3 protein-coding genes are annotated in these 2,699 nt (G+C 38.4%); all 3 read left to right on the top strand.

Annotated features, from left to right (window positions below):
* Positions 1–152 precede the first annotated feature (152 nt).
* Complete coding sequence (locus LHW48_09660) at positions 153–1,313, top strand: hypothetical protein (GenBank protein ID MCB5260717.1); 1,161 nt, start codon at positions 153–155, stop codon at positions 1,311–1,313.
* Between the two features lie 17 nt (positions 1,314–1,330).
* Positions 1,331–2,458, top strand: coding sequence for a hypothetical protein (locus LHW48_09655; GenBank protein MCB5260716.1), 1,128 nt, complete (start codon positions 1,331–1,333; stop codon positions 2,456–2,458).
* A 13-nt stretch (positions 2,459–2,471) separates the two neighbouring features.
* Positions 2,472–2,699: hypothetical protein (locus tag LHW48_09650; protein ID MCB5260715.1), on the top strand; the 228-nt coding region annotated here is incomplete at its 3' end.

Genomic DNA, 2,699 nt, shown 5'->3' with positions numbered 1-2,699 from the left:
GCGAGCGGGATTCAAATACTGCTGGCAAAACCGGGATTATGAGACCATCATCCTGGTGGCAAAACGCATTCCAAACAAGCTGCTGGAAGAAGATCCCAAACTGCTGATGTACTACGATCAGGCTATTACCAGAACTCAATAAAGGAGAAGAGATGAAAGTAATTAGTAGACTCACTGACAGAAGAATTAATGCACAAAGCATTCTAGTTGAAATGACTGTAAATGAATATATGGAGTTAGTTGATGGTGCTGAATCTAATTTAGATATCCAAAGACAAGTTATTAAAGGGTTTAAACCATACGACAGACTTAGGGAAGACTTAAAAAGGGGATGTATAATCCCTCCCTTGGTACTGGGTCTAAAAATGAACGAGATGTTGTCTGAGGCTGGTACTGATGCTGTTTTTGCTGAACAGTTTATTCAGTTAATCGGGAATATTGATTCTGAGAACGTGTTTATTATAGATGGTCTTCAGAGAACCAATGCTATTAAGCAAGTAAGGGATAATCTGCAAGATGATGAATTAGCATCGTTTGGAAATCTCATATTGCGGGTCGAGATTTGGCCTGACATATCGCTAGCTGCTTTGACATATAGAATGATTCTTCTTAACGCAGGGCAGAAGCCAATGAGTCTTAAGCACCAATTAGAGGTTGTTAGCAGGCCGTTATGTATAAGTTTGGAAAGCACATACGGCGATAAAATCAAGATTATTAGACAAAAAGATGCAACTAGAAGATCAAGATATGGTCATTACAGTTTTGCAGTAATCGCACAATCATTCCAGGCATTTGTGCAAAAATCCCCCAATATTGACGTGAGGAACGAAGTTATAGCCGAGTTAAACCAAATTGACGTCCTTGCCAACTATGGTGACTCTTTAGAGCAGTCCAATACAAAAAAAGATCTAACAACTCAATATATTGATTACATCGGATTTTTGTTGAAATTTGATAAGGCTTTATGCAATAGATACGCCGAAAAGAAAATCGCTGAGGATGGCTCTAAAGTTCCATCAGGAGTGTCCATACTAGCCAGAGATTCATTTCACTTGGGTATTGCAGCTGCTTATGGATGGTGTTTGGAGTACAAACCTACAGCCCTAGAAACAGCAAAAGAAAAACTCATTGAGCTACTGAGTAGTTCCAAGGAAGATCCTCTAGAGATTGTAAGGCATGATAAGATACAATCTGGCTTTTCCAGAAAGGATAACATTGGAGAACAAACCAGAAAACTTGTATTTGATGGTTTCAAAGAGTACTTCAGATCTGAAGGATTAACTGATTTTAGTACTTGTTGGATTCAAGCTTAAGGCTGGAGGCATTTAAGGTGGCTTTAATAGAAGATATAAAATCTGTGATTGCCTCCATTGTCGGGATTAGCACAGATCAGATTGATTGCGACGGAACTTTGTTTACAACTGCTGCGTCTTACTCGTTAGATATCAAATCAGTTTTTTTTCCAGCCGAGAAAAGCGATGCAAAGGCTATTGAAAAGTTCGAAGCATATTGCCGCAAATATAAATACGATGCAAATCACAACTTTTTTTTTGGTGTAAGGAATAAAAAAGACAGAATTTTCTTTAAGCAACTCAGAGTTAAAAACAAGTCTATTGATGTGGGTATACACGAGTTAGAAGTTGGCGATTGTACTAAACAACCATACATATATATCGCTGGGGGAAGAACTGAATCAGAAATCGATTTATCCAAGTATAAAGAAATTCTCTACGTGATGACAAAGCTCCAACTTATTGAAGGATATGAAGGATCTTTAGAGTGGACAGAGTTGCTAAACTGCTTTGGGTCTTTTGTTGTATACTTTGATGATAGTGAATATATATGTGATGGCCTTGTCGAGTATGGGCTATTCCCCTATCGCACGAACAACTTCTCGCTAGCATGGGAGTCGTCACCAGATTTCAAATTGCTCATTCCTAAAACAAATGTACCGTCGGAAGCTATCAGGGCATATAGTGGGGCTCTTGAGATTGCTGATAATCCTGAAATAGCTTTTTTCCTGTTTTACAGAGCATTTGAGGTGCTTTTTGCACCTTTTCTAAAAGAAAAAATCTCTAATTCTGACGTAAGAGAGATTCTTCACTTTTTCAGTAAGGACACAAAGAACGAACTTAATCTACTAAAACTCGTAGTAGGGAAGTCAGGATATTCATTCAGGAGTTTTACAAAAGGAGATCTTGAAAACCTTGTTGACCGGGATTACTGGAAAAACAGCTACGCAGATATTAATAGCAAAACGACGCAACTATTGCCACATGATATTGTTCCTGATGACGTACGTGCCCATGCTATATATATAGTTAGATGTGCTATCGTTCACTCAAAACTGGATTCCGAGTCTGCTACTCTTCTTCCTCCATATACTCAACCTGAGATAAATGCATTAACGCATTTAGTTGAGGATGTCAGGGGTCTCTTAAAGTGTTTGCTATTTTAAGCAGGTTTGTAAATTGAGAAATTTTCAAAACTCCAAATTTAGCAATTGGCATTGCGCCCTAATAGAGCGATTGTGCGCATATTCAGCCCAGATGGTGATCTTGTTCGACTTTGATTGCTTGACTTCGAATACGTCCATTTTTGAGCGCATAGTGGGCACAGGATATGATGTCTATGATTACAATGACAACCTGAGCTTGTTTTTCTATCTTGAAAGCAAGAGACAGATGGTATCAGGAAAT

It is taken from the genome of Candidatus Cloacimonadota bacterium (assembly GCA_020532355.1).
Taxonomy (GTDB): Bacteria; Cloacimonadota; Cloacimonadia; order Cloacimonadales; family Cloacimonadaceae; genus UBA5456.
This window is presented reverse-complemented; position numbering and strand designations above follow the sequence as displayed.

Coding starts and splice junctions, on each gene's coding strand:
- LHW48_09660 (MCB5260717.1), top strand. CDS start 153: ATGAAAGTAATTAGTAGACTCACTGACAGAAGAATTAATGCACAAAGC.